Source organism: Pseudomonas sp. P7548 (genome assembly GCF_013386585.1).
Classification (GTDB): Bacteria; Pseudomonadota; Gammaproteobacteria; order Pseudomonadales; family Pseudomonadaceae; genus Aquipseudomonas.
Genome location: NZ_JACARO010000018.1, coordinates 80,177 through 98,201, shown reverse-complemented (window position 1 = coordinate 98,201; position 18,025 = coordinate 80,177). Strand labels below are relative to the sequence as shown.

12 protein-coding genes are annotated in these 18,025 nt (G+C 64.9%); 10 read left to right on the top strand and 2 right to left on the bottom strand.

What is annotated here, in order from left to right; genetic code table 11:
• Window positions 1-5: 5 nt before the first annotated feature.
• The 10 genes from HX803_RS10620 (at window position 6) to HX803_RS10575 (ending at window position 14,240) form a co-directional block, all read left to right on the top strand.
• The gene (locus HX803_RS10620; protein ID WP_178920383.1) at window positions 6-1,295 is read left to right on the top strand and encodes a DotU family type VI secretion system protein; all 1,290 of its coding nucleotides are present in this window, start codon (window positions 6-8) and stop codon (window positions 1,293-1,295) included.
• Window positions 1,292-4,792: a type VI secretion system membrane subunit TssM gene (gene tssM / locus HX803_RS10615; RefSeq protein ID WP_178920381.1), complete on the top strand. Its 3,501-nt coding sequence runs from the start codon at window positions 1,292-1,294 to the stop codon at window positions 4,790-4,792. Before HX803_RS10620 ends, tssM begins: the two co-directional genes overlap by 4 nt.
• On the top strand, window positions 4,789-5,442 hold the full coding sequence (tagF, locus tag HX803_RS10610; RefSeq protein ID WP_178920379.1) for a type VI secretion system-associated protein TagF: 654 nt from the start codon (window positions 4,789-4,791) through the stop codon (window positions 5,440-5,442). Before tssM ends, tagF begins: the two co-directional genes overlap by 4 nt.
• Window positions 5,443-6,162 (top strand): PP2C family serine/threonine-protein phosphatase, encoded by a 720-nt coding sequence (locus tag HX803_RS10605; protein WP_178920377.1) that lies wholly within the window; start codon window positions 5,443-5,445, stop codon window positions 6,160-6,162.
• Window positions 6,159-9,143: a serine/threonine-protein kinase gene (locus HX803_RS10600; RefSeq protein ID WP_178920375.1), complete on the top strand. Its 2,985-nt coding sequence runs from the start codon at window positions 6,159-6,161 to the stop codon at window positions 9,141-9,143. The genes HX803_RS10605 and HX803_RS10600 overlap by 4 nt, the downstream gene beginning before the upstream one ends.
• Window positions 9,143-9,847 (top strand): ABC transporter ATP-binding protein, encoded by a 705-nt coding sequence (locus HX803_RS10595; protein WP_178920373.1) that lies wholly within the window; start codon window positions 9,143-9,145, stop codon window positions 9,845-9,847. Before HX803_RS10600 ends, HX803_RS10595 begins: the two co-directional genes overlap by 1 nt.
• Window positions 9,847-11,031: an ABC transporter permease gene (locus tag HX803_RS10590; protein WP_178920371.1), complete on the top strand. Its 1,185-nt coding sequence runs from the start codon at window positions 9,847-9,849 to the stop codon at window positions 11,029-11,031. The genes HX803_RS10595 and HX803_RS10590 overlap by 1 nt, the downstream gene beginning before the upstream one ends.
• A complete protein-coding gene (locus HX803_RS10585; RefSeq protein WP_178920369.1) occupies window positions 11,024-12,733 on the top strand; it encodes an SUMF1/EgtB/PvdO family nonheme iron enzyme in 1,710 nt (569 codons plus the stop codon). Before HX803_RS10590 ends, HX803_RS10585 begins: the two co-directional genes overlap by 8 nt.
• An 84-nt stretch (window positions 12,734-12,817) precedes the next feature.
• Complete coding sequence (gene tagQ, locus HX803_RS10580; RefSeq protein WP_178920367.1) at window positions 12,818-13,741, top strand: type VI secretion system-associated lipoprotein TagQ; 924 nt, start codon at window positions 12,818-12,820, stop codon at window positions 13,739-13,741.
• 124 nt (window positions 13,742-13,865) lie between these two features.
• A complete protein-coding gene (locus HX803_RS10575) occupies window positions 13,866-14,240 on the top strand; it encodes a helicase (RefSeq protein ID WP_176994467.1) in 375 nt (124 codons plus the stop codon).
• 132 nt (window positions 14,241-14,372) lie between these two features.
• Here the strand turns inward: HX803_RS10575 and HX803_RS10570 are convergent, their stop codons facing one another.
• Both HX803_RS10570 and recG read right to left on the bottom strand, forming a co-directional pair.
• Window positions 14,373-15,773 (bottom strand): aminoacyl-tRNA deacylase and HDOD domain-containing protein, encoded by a 1,401-nt coding sequence (locus HX803_RS10570; RefSeq protein ID WP_178920365.1) that lies wholly within the window; start codon window positions 15,771-15,773, stop codon window positions 14,373-14,375.
• A gap of 176 nt (window positions 15,774-15,949) precedes the next feature.
• The gene (gene recG / locus HX803_RS10565) at window positions 15,950-18,025 is read right to left on the bottom strand and encodes an ATP-dependent DNA helicase RecG (protein WP_178920363.1); all 2,076 of its coding nucleotides are present in this window, start codon (window positions 18,023-18,025) and stop codon (window positions 15,950-15,952) included.

The window sequence follows — 18,025 nt, the reverse complement described above, 5'->3', positions numbered from 1 at the left end:
CCGCGATGCATCCCAATGATGACGACCGCACCCAGTTCATGCCGCGCCCGGGTGGCCGTGCGCCAGAACCCGCGCGTGCCGAACCCGCGCCTTTGTCGATGCCGGCCGCGCCGATGCTCACCGGCAAGAGCCAGGGTCTCAACCCGCTGGAAAGTGCGGCTGGCCCGTTGTTGGCGCTGCTGACGCGTCTGCGCAACACCATCGCCCACCCGGCGCCCGCCAGCCTGCGTGCGCAGTTGCTGGCGTACCTGCGCCAGTTCGAAGAGCGCGCCGAAGCCGCCGGTATTGCGCGCAATGAAGTGCTGCTGGCGCGCTACGCGTTGTGCACCGCCCTTGATGAAGCGGTGCTGAGCACGCCGTGGGGCAGCACCAGCGATTGGGGCAAGCAGAGCCTGTTGATCACCGTGCACAACGAGGCCTGGGGCGGCGAAAAGGTCTTCCAGTTGCTCGACCACTGCCTGCAGAGCCCACGGGAACGCCTGTACCTGCTGGAGCTGTTGTACCTGTGCATGTGCCTGGGTTTCGAAGGCCGCTACCGCGTGATGAACGACGGCCGCAGCCAGCTGGAAGCGTTGCGTGAACGTACCGCTGCGGCGATTCGCAGCGCCCGTGGCGAGCACGAGCGTGAGCTGTCGCCGCACTGGCGCGGTGTGACCGTGGCCCGCGATCGGCTGGCCCAATTCATGCCGCCGTGGATCGCGGTGGCCATCGGCGTTGCGCTGTTGCTGGCGTTGCTGTTCGGCTTGCGCCTCAAGCTGGCGTCGGATGCCGAGCCGGTGTTCAAAAATATCCATGCTCTGGGCGAGATTCCAGTGCAAGCCATCGACCGCCCAGTGGCGCAGCCCAGGGTGATCGAGCGACCCCGCCTGGCGGGCTTCCTGGTAGAAGACATCAAGGCCGGGCGCGTGGCCGTGGAAGACGCAGTGGACCGTTCGGTGGTGACCATCCGGGGCGACGAGCTGTTCGCGTCCGCCAGTTCCAGCATCGTCGATGACTACCAGCCGCTGATGCTGCGCATCGCCGACGCCATTCGCAAAGTGAAAGGCCAGGTGCGCGTCACCGGCCACAGCGATAACCGGCCGATTGCCACGCTGCGCTTCCCGTCCAACTGGGCGCTGTCGGAAGCGCGGGCCAAGTCGGTGCTGGAGATCCTGGCGGCCAAGACTGGCCAGGCCGAGCGCTTCAGCGCCGAAGGCCGCAGCGACACGGAGCCTGTTGCCACCAACAGCACAGCCGAAGGCCGTGCCCGCAATCGTCGGGTTGAAATCACTGTATTGGCGGAGGGCGTCGAGTGAAGGCGTTTTTCAGTTTCATGATTCGCTGGGTGATCCCGGTGCTGGGCCTGATCGCCTTGAGCCTGATCATCTGGTTTGTCGGGCCGTTGCTCGATGCCTTGGTGCCGGAAGGCCGCCGCTGGGCGCTGATCATCCTGGTGTTCGCGGTGTGGATCGCCTACCGCGTATTTCGCATCATCCAGGCCCGTCGCCAGGCCGCCGAAGTGATGCGCAGCCTGGCCGCCGAAACCCCGGCCGACCCCAACAGCGTGGCCACCGCCGAAGAACTCACCACCCTGCGCCAGCGCATGGACGAGGCCCTGGCACTGCTGAAAAAGGCGAAGTTGGGTGGCGATGAGCGCCGCAACCTCTACGAGCTGCCGTGGTACGTGATCATCGGCCCACCGGGTTCGGGCAAGACCACCGCGCTGGTCAACTCCGGCCTGCATTTCCCATTGGCGGCCCAGTTGGGCGCCGGTGCCGTGCGCGGCGTCGGCGGCACACGCAACTGTGATTGGTGGTTCACCGACCAGGCGGTGTTGCTCGACACGGCAGGCCGCTACACCACCCAGGACAGCAACTCCACGGTGGACAAGGCCGCATGGCTGGGCTTTCTCGACCTGCTGAAAAAGCAGCGCTCGCGCCGCCCCATCGATGGCGCGTTTATCGCCATCAGCCTGTCGGACCTGTTGCTGGGCACCGACGCGGAACGCGCCGCCCACGCGGCCGCCATCCGCCTGCGTATCCAGGAGCTGTACACCCAGTTGGGCGTGCGCTTCCCCATCTACCTGATGCTGACCAAGCTCGACTTGGTACCAGGCTTCATGGAGTTCTTCGACAACCTGAGCAAGGAAGACCGCGCCCAGGTGTGGGGCATGACCTTTGCCCTGGACGATGGCAAGAACAGCGACAGCCCGCTGGCGCACCTGCAAAGCGAATTCGCCGGGCTGGAACAGCGCCTCAACGAACGCCTGGTGGAACGCCTGCAACAGGAGCGCGACCCGGCGCGCCGCGACCTGATCTACGGCTTCCCGCAGCAGTTCGGCGCGTTGAAAGATTGCCTGCAAAGCTTCCTCGAAGGTGTGTTCAAACCCAATGCCTTTGAAGAGCGCGTGTTGCTGCGCGGTGTGTATTTCACCAGCGGCACCCAGGAGGGCAGCCCGATTGATCGCCTGATCGGCGCCATGGCCCAGAGCATGAACCTGGACCGCCAACAACTGGCGCGCCAGAGCGGCACCGGGCGCAGTTACTTCATCGAAAAACTCTTCACCGCCGTGGCGTTTGCCGAACGCGGGCTGGTGGGCGTGAACCCCAAGGTCGAGCGTCGACGCAAGTGGATTGCGCGTGGCGTGCTGGCGGCCACCGTGGCGGTGGTCGTGGTGGTCAGTGGCCTGTGGTGGGTGAGTTATCGCGCCAACCAGGCCTACATCGCCCAGGTTGACCAGAAGGTCGCGCCGCTGGGGCAGGCGGTACAGAGCCTGAGTCCGGCGCAGCGTGAAGTCCTCGCCGTGCTGCCATTGCTCAACGCGGTGAAGCACCTGGCGGGTGACTCGCCGAGCTGGTCCGAAGGGCTGGGGCTTTACCAGGGCGACATGCTCGAAGCCGAGTCGGCCAGTGTCTACCGCAAGCTGTTGATCGCCGTGTTCGCGCCACGCCTGGTGACGCGCATCGAAGAGCAACTGCACGGCGGCGGCAATTCCGACTTCCTCTACGAAGGCCTCAAGGCCTACCTGATGCTGGCCGACAGCGAGCATTACGACCCGGACTTCATCAAGGCCTGGATCGCCCTCGACTGGGACCGCAACCTGCCGCGCGACCTGCCGGCCGATCAGCGCCAGGCCCTGAGCGGGCACTTGCAGGCGCTGTTCGAGCGCCATCCGCCGAATGCGCGCCTGGACCCACGCTTGATCGACGACCTGCGCCGACAACTGCAACAACTGCCGGTGGCGCAGCGTGTGTATGACCGGGTCAAACGTCAGAAACTGCCCGAAGGCATCCCGGATTTTCGCCTCAACGAAGCTGCAGGCCGTGATGCGGCGCTGGTGTTCAGCCGCAAAAGCGGCAAGCCCCTGGGCGAGCCGTTGAGTGGGTTTTTCACCGCCAAGGGCTATCGCCAGGCGTTCTTGCTCAGCAGCCTGAACCAGACCGGCACCCTGGCCGAAGAGCAGTGGGTGCTGGGCCACGAACAGGCGGATCAGCAAAACGTGGTGAGCCTGGCCGGCGATGTGCGCCGTTTGTACTTCCAGGACTATCAACGCCAGTGGGACGCGCTGCTGGCAGATATCGACTTTGTGCCGATCACCAGCGTGGCCCAGGCGGCCGACGTGCTGCGGGTGATCTCCGGCCCGACCTCGCCACTGAAGAAACTGCTGGTGGCGGTGGCCAAGGAAACCGACCTGCAAGCCGAAGAGCGCCAACTGGCCGCCAAAGGTGTGCCGGTGGAAGGCGGCGTGGACAAGCTCAAGGAGCGCCTGGGCAGCCTGCTCGGCCAGGAGCAACCGACGGCCAGCGCGCCGGCTGCTGCGGATGATCCGGTGACCGCGCACTTTGCCGAACTCAACAGCATTGTCAGCAAAAACGAAGGTGAGCCAGCGGCCATCGATGGCCTGCTGGCCGACATGAATGCGCTGTACGTGCAGGTCAGCGCCATGGTCGGTGCCAGTGGCGACGCCTTGCTCGGCGAGGCGAAGAACCAGGCGGCGGCTGCGGCCACGCGGGTCAGCCTGAATGCCGAGCGTCAGCCGCCGCTGGTGCAAGGCATGGTCAAGTCGGTGGTCAACTCCACCACCAACACCATGATGGGCGGGGTGCGTAACCAACTGAACGCGGCGTGGGTCAGCGAAGTGGTCAACGTGTATCGCCAGTCCCTGGCCGGGCGTTACCCGATGGCGCCGGGCAGTGCACGGGATGCCACCCTGGACGACTTCGGCCAGTTCTTCGGGGTGGGCGGGGTGATGGATAACTACTTCCGCAAATACCTGCAGCCTTACGTGGACACTTCGGCCCAGACCTGGCGCTGGCAGCCGGGCGCGGCGCAGAAACTGGGGATTGCGCCGGGCGTGCTGCAAACCTTCCAGCGTGCGGCGGCGATCCGGGATGCGTTCTTCCGCGTCGGGGGCACCCAGCCCATCGTGCGTTTTGAACTCAAGCCGGTGTCGATGGACCCGACCATCACCCAGTTCCTGCTGGATCTGGATGGCCAGCAACTGAGCTACGACCACGGCCCCAGCCGCCCGGTGGCCATGCAATGGCCAAACCCCGGCAGCATTGGCGTGGTGCGGATTTCCATCATGCCGCCGTCGGCCAGTGGCCGTTCCGGCGTGACCCTGGACGGGCCGTGGGCCTGGTTCCGCCTGCTGGAGCAGTCGGACCTCACGGCCGGCAACTCGCCGGACCGCTTCAACCTGCGCCTGCGGGTCGACGGCGCAAGCATCGCCTACGAGTTGCGCGCCAACAGTGCCTTCAACCCGTTCAAGAGCCGGGTACTCAGCGGCTTCAGCCTGCCGGAGCGGCTATGACGACGCTGGGCTTCTACGGCAAGTTGGCCAGCCGGGGTGACTTTGTCAGCCGTGCCTTGCCCCAGAGCTTTATCGGCCCGTGGGACAGCTGGCTGGCAGCAGGTTTGCTCGCCAGTCAGAACAGCCTCGGCGGTGACTGGCTCAACACCTACCTGGTCAGCCCACTGTGGCGTTTTGTGCTGGCGCCGGGCGTGTGCGGGCCGGACGCCGCAGCGGGTGTGGTGATGCCGAGCATTGACCGGGTCGGGCGTTATTTTCCGCTGGCGGTGGTCACCTTGCTCGACCACGACACCAACCCCGCGTCTCTGGTCGGCGGGCCGGACACCTGGTTCGAGCAAGCAGAAGAACTGCTGCTCAGCACCCTGGAGGCCGGCGCCACCTTCGAACGTTTCAACGAGGGCCTCGACAACCTGGGCCTGCCGAGCAGTGAGGCTCGTGCGGTGGACAGCCGTTTCGCTGGCCTGCAACGGGTGGCCGCCACCGTGCCCCACGGGCGCCTGGCCGCGCTGGCCGAACAGGCCTGCGAAGGGGCGAGCCTGTGGTGGGGTCGCGGTTCGCAACAGATTTCCCCTGGTTTATTACGGTGTCAGGGCCTGCCTGCCGCCGGCGATTTTGCGCAGTTTTTGCTCGGACAAGAAGGTGTGGTGTAGATGGGGTCGACGTTCAAATCCGCGAGCAAAAGCCATGTGGGCATGGTCCGCCAGGTCAATGAAGACGCGTGCCTGGACCTGCCGGAGAACCGCCTGTGGGTGGTGGCCGACGGCATGGGCGGGCATGCGGCGGGCGACTATGTCAGCAGCCTGATCGTCGACAGCCTGCGCGGCGTGCCGGTGGGGCGTTCCCTGGACGAGTACTCGGCGGCCCTGCGCAATGACCTGATCCGCATCAACGCCGCCGTGCGTGAAGAAACCGCCAACCGTGGCGTGAGCCTGATGGGCAGCACCGTTGTGGTGCTGGCGGCGCGCGGTCTGCGAGGCGTGTGCCTGTGGGCCGGCGACAGCCGTTTGTACCGCCTGCGCGATGGCGTGCTGGAAGGCATCTCCCGCGATCACAGCTACGTGCAGGACCTGCAAGACAGCGGCCTGCTCAGCGAAGCCGACGCCCGCGTACACCCGCGCGCCAACATCGTCACCCGCGCCATCGGGGTGGAGGCGCAGTTGGACCTGGCTGTCACCGACCTGCTGATCGCCCCCGGCGACAGCTACCTGCTGTGCAGCGATGGCCTGAACAAGACCGTCGAAGACCATGAAATCCGCGAAGTGCTGAGCCACGACGCCCCCGACGAAATCGTGCGCAGCCTGGTGCACCTGGGGCTTAACCGGGGCGCACCGGACAACATCACCGCCATTGTCGTGAAGGTCTCGCCATGAACATCGTGATTCCGGGGTATGACATCGACGGCGAGATCGGCGAAGGCGCCATGGCCAGCGTATACCTGGCGACCCAGCGTTCGCTGGAGCGCAAGGTGGCGCTGAAAGTGATGGCGGCGGCCTTGGCGGCGGATCCGACTTTCTGCGAACGCTTTTTGCGCGAGGGCAAGACCCTGGCGCGGTTGTCCCACCCGCACACCGTGACCATCCATGACATCGGCAATGTCGGTGAGTTGTATTACATGGCCATGGAATACCTGCCCAATGGCACGCTCAAGGAGCGCATTGCCGCCGGCATGACCCCGGAGCAGGGCGTGACGCTGATCCGCCAGATTGCCTCGGCGCTGGGCTATGCCCATGCCCAGGGCCTGGTGCATCGCGACGTGAAGCCGGCGAACATCCTGTTTCGCGCCGATGGCACGGCGGTGTTGTCGGACTTCGGTATCGCCAAGTCTCTGGACGATCGCACCCAGTTCACCCAGGCCGGGTTTGCCGTGGGCACGCCGAGCTACATGAGCCCGGAGCAGGCGCGAGGCCAGGAGATCGATGGCCGCGCCGACCTTTACGCGTTGGGCGTGGTGCTCTACGAAATCCTGGTGGGCAAGCTGCCGTACACCGGCACCGATGCGCTTTCCACGGCGCTGGCACACCTGACCGAACCCCTGCCGGAGTTGCCGGTGCACCACGGCCGTTATCAGGACGTGCTGCGCAAGCTGTTGGCCAAGGACCCGGCAGAACGCTTTCCGGATGCGGCGGCCTTGCTGCGTGCGCTGGATCAACTGCCGGCAGACTCGCCGGAAGCGACGCTGGTACGGCCGTTGCCGATACCGGTTCCGACTCCAGTCAGTTTCGACTTGGCTGGCATCACACCAGAGTCCATCGAGATCCCCACCGACAAACCCCAGCCGGTGCGCCAACCGGTGGTGCCGCCCACCCAGCACAGTGAGCAGCGTCGCGGTCCGGTGTTGGCACTGGCGGCCGTTGCGGTGGCGGTTGCATTGGCCATTGGCGGCGCCAGTTACTGGTGGTTGAGTGGCAGCGATACCCCTGCCGCCAAGCCTCCGGCTGCCGTGGTGCCGACGGTCACACCACCGCCTACGCCCGTTGCATCGGTGGCCGAGGTGGATGGCGGCCAGCGCCCGTTGCTGATGGCGGGCAAGAAGACCCTGTTCCAGCGGGTCCTGAGTAAGCCCGGCGCCAAGCTTTCGGCAGAGGCCGGCAGTGCGCCGGGCAAGGCGTTGCCGGCGTTTTCCGTGTTGTATGTCTATCAGCGCAAAGACGTTGACGGCAGCCCGTGGGTTCGCGTCGGTGCCGCCACCGATGGGCGCAGCGACGGCTGGCTGCCTGCGGCCCAAGTCAGCGACTGGAAGCAGAGCCTGGTGCTCAAGTTCACCGAACGCTCGGGTCGGGCACCGGTGATGTTCCTGCGCCAATCCGCTGAGGTGGAAAAGCTGTTGGCTGACCCGGCAGCCGCCAAAGGTGTATTGGCCAAGGCGCAGAAAAACCGTGACGACAACGGCCAGGTGCTGGCCCTGGAACCCACGGCGAGCGCGGTGCCGCAGAACCAGTTCTACCTGTTGCCGATCTTCGATTCCAAAGAGAGCTTCGACGAAAACGGTCAGCCGGTGCAGCTGCTCAATGTGGCGTCCATCGACCCCGGCGGCGCAGCGGCCAAGCCCGCCACGCCGGTGATCAGCGCCAACGCCGACGCCTTCCGGACCGCCGTGGTGCTGGTGGTGGACACCACCGTGTCGATGCAGCCCTATATCGACCAGGTGCGCGACGTGGTGCACGAGCTGCAAACCCGTATTGCCGAGCGCGGCGAGCTGGACAGCGTGAGTTTTGGCTTGGTGGGGTTCCGTAACAGCATCAAGAAAACCCCGGGCCTGGAGTATGTGGCCAAGACCTTGATCACCCTCGACCAGGGCCGCGACCCGCAACGCTTCCTCGACATGGCGCGCCAGGTCAAGGCGTCGACCGTGTCCAGCCATTCCTTCAACGAAGATGCCTTCGCCGGTGTGATGCAGGCGGTGGATGGCATGGACTGGTCTGGCTACGGCGGGCGCATCATCCTCTTGGTGACCGATGCGGGTGCGCTGCGCAAGAACGACCCGTTTGCCGCCACCCAGATGAACGAGGCCGAGGTGCGCCAGGCGGCGCTGGGCAAGCAGATCAAGATCTACGCCCTGCACCTGCGCACCGATGCCGGCAAGAAAACCCACGCCGGCGCCGAGAGCCAGTACCGCATCCTCACGGCAGACGCCAACCCGCAGATCGGCGACCTGTACACGCCGGTGCCGGGTGGCGACGTGCATAAGCTGGGTGAGCGGGTGGACGAGATCGGCAGCGTGTTCGCCAACCTCGTGCACCAGGTGCGCAGCAACACGCCGCAACCGGTGCCGTTGCTGAGCAGTGCACCGAGCCTGGCGGACAAGTCGGCGGCGGTGGGCTATGCGATGCATATGGACTTCCTCGGTCGCAAGAGCGCAAGCCAGGCGCCGCAGCTGGTCAGCGCCTGGACCGCCGACCGCGACCTCACCAACCCGGCGCTGCCGGCGTTCCAGGTGTGCGTGATGTTGACCAAGTTGCAGCTCAACGACCTGCAGCAGTCGCTGAAACTGATCGTCGATGCCGCACGCAAGACCCAGACCTCCCCCAAGGATTTCTTCCAGGAAATCGCCAGCGCTTCGGCCTACATGAGCCGCGACCCGCAAGCTTTGCGCAAAGGCGGCAACCTGGCCGACGGCGGCATTCTGGGCGAATACCTGGAAGGCCTGCCGTACCGCAGTAAGTCGCTGAACATGACCCAGGACCTGTGGTTGTCGTTGAGCGTGGCCGAGCAGGAAGACTTTATCGACGAGCTGGATTCGAAAATCCGCCTCTACGAAACCTTCCACAATGACGTGACCAACTGGGTCCGTTTCGGCGATGCCGAGCCGGGCGATGCGTTGTACCGCGTGCCGCTGTCGACGTTGCCGTGATGTTGAACCTGAGCGCGGTGCACAAGAGCCGGGGCGTCGGTAGCCAGCGCTATAGCCTGGTAATCCCGGCGCTGGCGCTGCGTGCGGGTGAGCAAGTGGCAATCGTCGGGCCCAGCGGTTGCGGCAAGAGCACCTTGCTGGACCTGCTGGCGCTGGTGTTGGCGCCCGATCAGGTCGGGCAGTTTGAATTCCATCAGCACGACATCGCCGGGCTGTGGCGCGGTGATCAGCAAACCACGCTGGCCGCCCTGCGCAGCCAGCACTTGGGGTATGTGCTGCAAACCGGTGGCTTGCTGGGCTTTCTCGATGTGCGCAGCAATATTGCGTTGTCCCGCCAACTGCTGGGTTTGAGGGATGACGGCAGCGTGATGCGCCTGGCCGAACAGTTGGAGATCAGCGACCAACTGGCCAAGAAGCCCGCCGCCTTGTCGGTGGGTCAGCGCCAGCGCGTGAGCTGTGCCCGCGCCCTGGCCCATGCGCCGCAATTGGTGTTGGCCGATGAGCCGACCGCCTCCCTCGACCCGCTGAACGCCGAACGGGTGATGCAGGCGTTGCTGGCCCAGGCCCGCGAGCACCGTGCCGCCTGTGTGATCGCCACCCATGACGAACCTCTGGCCCGTGCCAGTGGCTTGCAGGTAAGGCGCATCAGTTGCCGTCGTGATACCGACGGCGGCGTCACCGCCACCCTCGGGGAGGCGTACTGATGCGTATCGGTTTGGTGGCGTCGCTGGCCTGGCAGGACTATCGCAACGACGCCTGGCTGTCGGCTTGTTCAGTGCTGGCGCTGGTGGCGGTGATCGCGCCGCTGCTGGTGTTATTCGGCCTGAAATTTGGACTGGTTAGCAGTTTGACCGAACGTTTGGAGACCGACCCCGCCACCCGTGAAATTATTCCGCTGGGCGGTGGTCGATTCAGCAGCGCTTTTATCCAGCAGCTTGGCGAGCGCAGCGATGTGGCGTTTGCCGTACCGCGCACCCGGCAGATTGCGGCGACGGCACAGGTGGGCACCTTGACCCTGGAAATGCTGCCGACGGCCTCGGGTGATCCGCTATTGAACGGCCTGCCGATGCCCATGGGGCTGGAGCAGATTGTGCTGAGCCACACCGCCGCTGAAAAGCTGGCGGCGCGGCCTGGCGATTGGTTGGACGCAAGCTTTGCCCGGCAAGTGGCGGGGCGTGTCGAGGCCCGGCGCACACGCTTGCAGGTGCTGGCGGTGTTGCCGCTGGAAGCCTTTGCCCGTGACGGTTTGTTTGCCGACCTGGGCTTGCTGGAATCGGCGGAAGATTATCGCGATGGCCGAGCAGTGCCGGCGTTGGGCTGGGACGGTGAAGCGGCGGGTGTGGGTGAGCAGCGGGTGTATCCGGCGTTTCGCTTGTACGCCCGTAACCTGGCGGATGTGGAGCGGCTGCGAGTGTTTTTCGCCGGGCAGAACCTGTTGGTCTCGACCCAGGCCCAGACCATCGCGCAGGTGCAGTCGTTGAGCCGCAACCTGTCGATTGTGTTCTGGGTGATTGCCGGGGTGGCGTGGGTGGGGGCGTTTGCGGCGATCTTCGCCGGGGCGTTGGCCGCCGTGGCGCGCAAGCGTCGGGAATTGTCGGTGTTGCGCCTGTTGGGGTTTTCCACCGGTGGGCTGTTGCTGTTTGTGGTGGTGCAGGCGCTGTACAGCGCAAGTGCCGCCGCCGTGCTCAGTGCTGCGCTGTATGGCGTGGCTGAGGCGGGTTTGAATCAACTCTTTGTGCAGGTGCCGGGCGAATACGCCAGCCATCTGCTGGCGCGTCACTACGGCCTGGCCCTGGTTGCTGTCCTGGGCGTAAGCGCCGTGGCGGCAGCCTGTGGGGGTTGGCGAGTGGCGCGTATCCAGGCTTCTGAAGGAATCAGAGATGTATAAGTTACTGGGCGCCTGCGTGGCGCTGAGCCTGGCCTCGATGGCCTGGGCCGATGAGGCGAGCGACAAGCTGGACAACCCCAAGCCGTTGGAAGGCGATGTGAGCCTGCCGCTGCCGTGCGACGGCAACATGCTGTTCCGCTACGCCTACGTGCTGGCCCAGGGCACCCTGGATGACCGCGAGATCAGCCTCGGCTACCCCTTTGCCGAAGGCGAGGCGGGTTATCAGCAGTCGTTCATTTCCGGCTACCGCCGAGACTTCATCAACGGCCAATTCACCCTCAAGGACCTGCCCAAGGACTGGAATAAGGTCATCGCGCCGTTGATGCCCAAGACCGACGCCAAGACCCCGCTCAAGCCGATGCTGTACTTCATCGGCAAGTACGAAGTGACCACACGCCAGTACGCGCAAGTGATGTCCCAGGCGCAGTCCCTGGCCAGCGGCGAGCCGGCCCCGGCGTGCGATGCACCGACGGGCATGGCGGCGCGTTTGCCCAAGGTGAAACTGTCGCGCTTCGAGGCCGAGCGCTTCTCGGCGGTGTACAGCGCCTGGCTGATGAAATACCACCGCGACCTGCTGCCCGTGAGCGGGCGCGGATCTTCGGCCGAAGACGGCGGCCTGGGCTTTGTGCGCCTGCCCACCGAAGTGGAGTGGGAGTTCGCCGCACGCGGTGGCCAGGCGGTGAGCCGCCAGGACCTGGAAGGGCGCCTGTTTCCTCGTCGCGCCGAGGGCAGCGACAGCGACGGCCCGCTGGCCGATTACGCGGTGTTCAACCAGGTTGCCGGTGGCACCGGCCAGGCTGCTCGCCTGATGCCCATCGGCACCAAGTTGCCCAACCCCATCGGTATGTTTGATGTGATCGGCAACGCCGCAGAAATGGTCCAGGAATCCTTCCAGCTGGTCCACGCCGGTCGCCGCCAGGGCACCTACGGCGGCTTTGTGGTCAAGGGCGGCAACTACCTGGAAGGCGAGGGCACGCTGTTCACCGGCATGCGCCGCGAGTACCCGCTGTTTGCCGCCGATGGCACCGAGCAAAGCAACGAGACCACAGGGTTTCGTGTGGCGATTGGCGCGCTGTCGGCGCCCCGTTCGCGTTACAAGGAGCTGTTTGCCCAGTGGCAGAAAGAGGGCCGCCTGGCCTCGCTGACCGACGCCATCGACGACGCCCAGGACCCGACCAAGCGCCTGGACAGCATCATCGCCGCCAGCGTCGACCCCAAGCTGCAAGCCGAGCTGGGGCTGGTCAACGAAGAGCTCAAGCGCAACGTCTCGCTGATCGCCCAGCAGCGCGAAGAAGCGGCGGGCAACCTGATCCAGTCGGCCGCGTTGGTGGCCGAGACCATCAGCAACTACAACATTCGCCTGGCCAACCTGCAGAAGAGTCGCCAGCAGGCCCTGGACAACAAGGACGAGGCCAGCGCGCAGCTGTTTGCCACGGCCATCGACAACGGCCGCAGCGCGCTGGATGGCGCAGTGGCGATCTACATCGACAACCTGGCCACCGGCACGCGTTACACCGATGCGGTGATCCAGGCGCAGTTTCAACGGATCAAGGAAGAGTTGGATCGCAAGCCAGTGCTCGGCAAGAGCCTGGTGACGCGCGCAACACTGTTCGTTCGCCATGTCGGCAATTACCGCAAGCAACAGCGGGCCGACCCGGCAACGATCTTGAAGGAATTGCTCGCAGCGAGCGGACAGCGATGATCGCTGGCTGTATGGCGAGCTTGGAAGGGACTCAGGCGGCGGTGGGCCGTGCTGGGCAAGTCAAACTTAAAAGAGAACACACCTATGCTTTTTTCCCGTAAGGCGGTTTCCAAGCGTCACTTGCTGCTGATCGCAGCCGGCTTCAGCACTGTGCTGACCGGTTGCGCCACGTCGCCGACCTCCAAAGTCGCGTCGAGCACCAAGGTCGAGTACTACCCCAACTGCTACGAGCCGGTGCAGCACCTGCGTGCCACCGATTCGGACATGACCAAGTCGGTCGTCACCGGCGCGGCCCTGGGTGCGGCGGGTGGTGCATTGTTGGGTGCCCTGACCGGCGACTCCGACAAGCGCGGCCGCAACGCTGCCATCGGTGCGGCAGGTGGCGCCTTGGCCGGCGGTGCTGCCGGTTACTACACCGAGCGTCAGAAGCAGATCAGCGATGACAACCAGCGCATCGCGTCTTACTCCACCGACTTCAACAAGAGCGCCTCGGACATTGACCGCAGCACCGCCTACGCCCGTGCGTCGCAGCAGTGCTACCAGAGTGCGTTTACCAAGCTGGTTAACGACCGCAAGGCCAAGACCGTCAACGACACCGAAGGCCGCAAGCGCCTGGCGGAAATCGTCGCGGGCCTGAAAGAATCCAATGACCTGATCGTTGCGGTCAACGGTAAAGCCAGCGAAGACCTGAACAACTACACCCAGGCCTACGAGAAAGACCTGCAGCAAGTGGGTGTGCAGCGTACCGACGTGGTGACTGTGGCCCAAGCCGACACCACGCCGCCGGTTGCGCCGACCAAGGGCAAGAAAGCCGTGAAGCCTGCGAAGAAGCCAGTGCTGCCTACCGTGCCGAAAGAAGCGGTGACCACCGAGAAGAGCATCCAGACCGTGCAGGCCAAGCAAGCTGAAAGCAAGCAAGTGGCCAGCGCCGGTAAAGCGCAGATCGAAGGCACTTGCCGCGATCCGAACCTGGCTGACTGGGCGCCGGTGCCTTGCCCTAACGTCTAAGTAACATGTTGCTATAAGCGTTAAACGCCAACCGATCTCCTGCTAAAGCGCGAGATCGGTGGCGTTCCCCAGACAAATCGTTACACTGCTGCGGCCACTCAATAATTACACCGAGGCCGTGTGCATGAAATTTCGTCTTCTCCTGTGGGTGCTGGGCCTGATGATGGGCAAAGCCAGCCGCACCAATCCCGCCTTTCAGCAACAGTTGGGTGACAAAGACCTGGCGTTCCAGTTGCAGACCCTCGACGGCAAGGTTGCCCGTCACTTCATCGTCAAAGACCAGCGCATTACCAGCCGCTCGGGTGTTCACCCCTCGCCGGCGTTCGCCATCGCGTTCAAGGACGCCGCCTTCGGCTTCGCCACGATGCAGGCGAAGAACAAGCAACTGGCGTTCATGACGGGGATTCAGGACAAGACGATCCAGATCAAGGGCAACCCGGCGCTGGTGATCTGGTTCCAGGGGTTGACCAAGTATTTGAAGCCGAAGAAAAAGAAGTAGGGTTTTTCAGGTAAACCGAGTGGGATTCATCGCAGGCAAGCCAGCTCCCACATTCAACCGCATTCCAAAGAATGTACTCGGTCAACTGTGGGAGCTGGCTTGCCTGCGATAGCGGTCTGACTGGCTAAAGAGTCAGCCCTGACTGAACTGGGACGCCAGCTCACGCAACAGCACTTCGGCATCCAGCACCTTGCCCACCACTTCCTCAGCCTTGTCTCGGGTCAGCCCCAGACGCTCAAGCAGCGCGTCCGGAATGGCCTCATCCGGGCCAGAGCCAATTCCACGGCTGCGCAGGAGGCGCACCGCCAGGCACACCAGGTTCGGGTACTCGGCGTATTGGCCGTCGTAGGTTGGGTCGTGCTGGAAGCGCAGGGCTGTGGACAACTCGTCCGGCATGTCCCAGTAGCGCATCAGCCACGCGCCAATCTGCTCGCGGCTGATGCCGAGCAGGTGCTGCTCCACATAGCTGTGGCACAGGTGCGGGTTGACCTCCAAGTGACGGCAGATCAGCGAGAAGTGCGGCGGGAACACGTGGGCCAGCAACAGGTAACCGAAGTTGTGCAGCAGGCCGGCGAGGTAAGTCAGGCCGGCTTCCGGGCGCTGGGCGCGCGGCATGGCACGGGTCAGGCCTTCGATCACGGCGGCGGTGTAGATGGACTGGTGCCAGTAGGGCGTGGACTGGTGTGGGTGGTCCTTGGGCAGGCTGAGGGTCTTGCCCAGGGCCAGGCCGAGTGCCAGGTTGATCACCAGGTCGAAGCCCAGCACGCGCACGATGGCGTCTTCCACGGAGCGGATCTTGCCCGGCGAGGCGTAGTACGGCGACGCCGCCCAGCTCACCACTTGTGCGGCCAGCGCGGGGTCAGTCTCGACCACGCTGGTGATGTCATCAATGGTGGCGTTGGGGTCGACCCGCAGCTTGATGATCTTCTGCGCGGTGTCGGCCAGCGGTGGAATCTCGATGGTCGCTTCCAGGCGCTGCTGGATGCGGCGGGCGGTGAACGCCTGCATCGCCTGGGTGATTTCCTCGCGGTCATCGTTAGGGCGGTCGAGGTTGGGGCGGATATTGCTCAGCGGCTCGCCGAAGTGGCCGGCGCTGGCCTTGGTGAGCATGGTCTTAAAGTCGTCGCTGGAGATTTCCAGCAGCAGGCCGGCTTCACCCGAATGCACCAGCAGGCTGGGCTCGTTGAGCAGGCTGCCTTCGTACAGGCACGGCGAGGTGGTCAGTGCCGGCAGGCCCGGCAGCAGGCTCAGGTCATGTTTGCCCAGCATGCGTTCGACACGCTCCGGCGCGACGGCGGTGAGGCGGCGCCCAGTGAGCTCGGCGAGGCGGTTGAGGTCGAGCAACTGGCTCTGGGGGAACAGCACCATGAGTGCGCCCACGGCATCTTCCAGCAGCACCGCCTGGACCTTTCGTGCGGGATTCAGGCCAGGTTGTTCGGCAACTTCCGTGTAGCTGATGGCGAGCTTTGCGAGCAGAGCCCGAATAACCGGTGGAGCGGTCAGCGGGGCTGTGGCGAGGGCTACTTCTGACATGGCCTGATCCAATTTCTTACAGTTCCCGAAGTATAACCAGCTTGATACAACTGTTGGTCGACTAACTGTGGTTTGTGACGTGGTTGGCGTGTGGCGAGGGGGTTGTCGGCGGGAACGGGGCTGCTTCGCAGCCCAGCGGGAGCAAGCTCCCTCGCCACAGGGTCACAGGAAAGCGGTCAGACCTGGCCGTATTGCTGGCCGTGGCGCAGCCAGCGGTCGAGCAGGGGGCTGACGTGATCCGGCCAGCGTTCGAGCAGGGCTTGGGCGGCATCGCGAACGGCGGGCAGCAGGTCGGCGTCGCGCATCAGGTCGGCGACCTTGAATTGCAGCAGGCCGGTCTGGCGGGTGCCGAGCATTTCGCCGGGGCCGCGCAGTTCGAGGTCTTTTTCGGCGATGACAAAACCGTCGTTGGTTTCACGCATGATGCCCAGGCGCTGGCGGCCGATCTGTGACAGCGGCGGGTGGTACAGCAGCACGCAGTGGCTGGCGGCGCTACCCCGACCGACGCGGCCGCGCAATTGGTGCAGTTGGGCCAGGCCCAGGCGCTCGGGGTTTTCGATGATCATCAGACTGGCATTGGGCACGTCCACGCCCACCTCGATCACCGTGGTGGCCACCAGCAGTTGCAGGTTGCCGGCCTTGAATTCGGCCATCACTGCGGCTTTTTCGGCGGGCTTCATGCGGCCGTGGATCAGCCCGACCTTGAGCTCGCCCAGGGCGCTGGTGAGGTCTTCATAGGTGGTTTCAGCCGCCTGGCAGGTCAGCTCTTCGGACTCTTCGATCAGCGTGCACACCCAATAGGCCTGTCGGCCTTCAGCGCAGGCACCGCGCACGCGTTCGATCACTTCGACGCGGCGGGTGTCGGTGACCAGCACGGTATTGACCGGCGTACGGCCGGGCGGCAGTTCGTCGAGGATCGAGGTGTCGAGGTCGGCGTAGGCGCTCATGGCCAGGGTGCGCGGGATCGGCGTGGCGGTCATGATCAACTGGTGCGGGCTCATGCGCCCGCCCACGCCTTTCTGGCGCAGGGCCAGGCGCTGTTGCACGCCAAAGCGGTGCTGTTCGTCGATGATCACCAGCGCCAGGTTCTTGAACTGCACTTCGTCCTGGAACAGCGCGTGTGTGCCCACCACCATCGGTGCGCCCCCGGCAATCTGTTCCAGCGCGGCTGTGCGGTTCTTGCCCTTGAGCTTGCCGGCCAGCCACGCCACCTCCAGGCCCAGCGGTTCGAGCCAGCGCTTGAAGGTGATGAAGTGCTGCTCGGCGAGGATCTCGGTGGGCGCCATCAGCGCTACCTGGTAACCGGCTTCCAGGGCCTGCAGGGCGGCGAGGGCGGCGACCACGGTCTTGCCCGCGCCTACGTCGCCTTGGATCAGGCGCAGCATGGGTTCCTTCTGGCTGAGGTCGTAGGCGATCTCATTACCCACCCGCTGCTGGGCACCGGTTGGGGCGAAGCCGAGGTTGGCCAGGTATTGGGCAGGCAGTTTTGTGGCCTTGGGCATGGCCGGCGCGCGCAGGGAGCGCATGCTTTCGCGCAGGCGCTGCTGGGACAACTGGTGAGTCAGCAGTTCTTCGAACGCCAGGCGATGCTGGGCCCAGTGATGGCCCAATGCCAATTCATCGACATCGGCATCGGCCGGAGGGTGATGCAGGTAGCGGATCGCATCGGCCAGCGGCGCCAGCTGGTAGTCACGGGCCAGTTCCAGGGGCAGCCAGTCGGGCAGGCTTTTCGGGCCAAGCATCGTCAGGGTCTGCATGCACAACTGGCGCAAGCGCTGCTGGGTCAGGCCCTCGGTGAGCGGGTAGATCGGGGTGAGGGTGGTGTCTACCGGCGGCGGTTCGTCGCCGGTGATGGCGCGGTATTCCGGGTGGTAGATCTCCAGGCCCGACGCGCCCGGGCGTGCTTCGCCGTAGCAGCGTACGCGCGTGCCGCGCTTGAGGCCTTCCTTCTGCGCATTGCTGAAATGGTAGAAGCGCAGGCTCAGGCCGCCGGTACCGTCCTGCAGGCGCACCACCAGGCTGCGGCGCTTGCCCATCACCACGTCGGCGCCGCTGACGGTGCCTTCGACCACCGCATCCTGCCCAGGACGCAAGTGGCCGATGGGCACCACGCGAGTGCGATCCTGATAGCGCAGGGGCAGGTGGAAGAGTACGTCCTGGAGGTTTTCCAGGCCGACCTTGGCCAATTTCTCGGCCATGGCTTCACCGACACCCTTGAGTGCCGTCACCGACACCTGTGACAACTCGGTCAT

Coding starts and splice junctions, on each gene's coding strand:
- HX803_RS10620 (WP_178920383.1), top strand. CDS start 6: ATGCATCCCAATGATGACGACCGCACCCAGTTCATGCCGCGCCCGGGT.
- tagF (WP_178920379.1), top strand. CDS start 4,789: ATGACGACGCTGGGCTTCTACGGCAAGTTGGCCAGCCGGGGTGACTTT.
- HX803_RS10605 (WP_178920377.1), top strand. CDS start 5,443: ATGGGGTCGACGTTCAAATCCGCGAGCAAAAGCCATGTGGGCATGGTC.
- HX803_RS10600 (WP_178920375.1), top strand. CDS start 6,159: ATGAACATCGTGATTCCGGGGTATGACATCGACGGCGAGATCGGCGAA.
- HX803_RS10595 (WP_178920373.1), top strand. CDS start 9,143: ATGTTGAACCTGAGCGCGGTGCACAAGAGCCGGGGCGTCGGTAGCCAG.
- HX803_RS10590 (WP_178920371.1), top strand. CDS start 9,847: ATGCGTATCGGTTTGGTGGCGTCGCTGGCCTGGCAGGACTATCGCAAC.
- HX803_RS10585 (WP_178920369.1), top strand. CDS start 11,024: ATGTATAAGTTACTGGGCGCCTGCGTGGCGCTGAGCCTGGCCTCGATG.
- tagQ (WP_178920367.1), top strand. CDS start 12,818: ATGCTTTTTTCCCGTAAGGCGGTTTCCAAGCGTCACTTGCTGCTGATC.
- HX803_RS10575 (WP_176994467.1), top strand. CDS start 13,866: ATGAAATTTCGTCTTCTCCTGTGGGTGCTGGGCCTGATGATGGGCAAA.
- HX803_RS10570 (WP_178920365.1), bottom strand. CDS start 15,773: ATGTCAGAAGTAGCCCTCGCCACAGCCCCGCTGACCGCTCCACCGGTT.
- recG (WP_178920363.1), bottom strand. CDS start 18,025: ATGACCGAGTTGTCACAGGTGTCGGTGACGGCACTCAAGGGTGTCGGT.